Annotated in this window: 1 protein-coding gene; it reads left to right on the forward strand. The window is 63.5% G+C overall.

Annotation, left to right across the window (positions count from 1 at the left end):
• Positions 1-367: hypothetical protein (locus tag LNV23_RS23925; RefSeq protein WP_263565251.1), on the forward strand; the 367-nt coding region annotated here is incomplete at both ends.

Genomic DNA, 367 nt, shown 5'->3' on the forward strand with positions numbered 1-367 from the left:
CGCCTTCACGACCGACCAGGTCAAGGCGCTGACCACCGATGACTTTGCGGCCATCGGCACCGGCGGATTGCGTGGGCTCAGCTCGGTTCAGGTCGGCGTGCTGACCACCGAACAAGTGGTGGCCTTGACCACCGCCCAGAGTGCCTCGCTGAACAGCGCTCAGGTCACCGGCCTGAGCAGTGAACAGATGGCCATCCTGGCCACCGATGACCTCAAGTCCATCAACACCGGTGCCCTGCGTGCCCTGAACTCCGAACAGCTCGGTTCCCTGACTTCCGACCAGCTCGCACAGCTGACCACCGCGCAGGTCAATGCCCTGACCAGCACGCAGATCCAAAGCCTCAGCACCGAGGATCTCAATGCCCTG

Source organism: Kinneretia sp. DJ1R-11 (assembly GCF_025717595.1).
Taxonomy (GTDB): Bacteria; Pseudomonadota; Gammaproteobacteria; order Burkholderiales; family Burkholderiaceae_C; genus Paucibacter_A.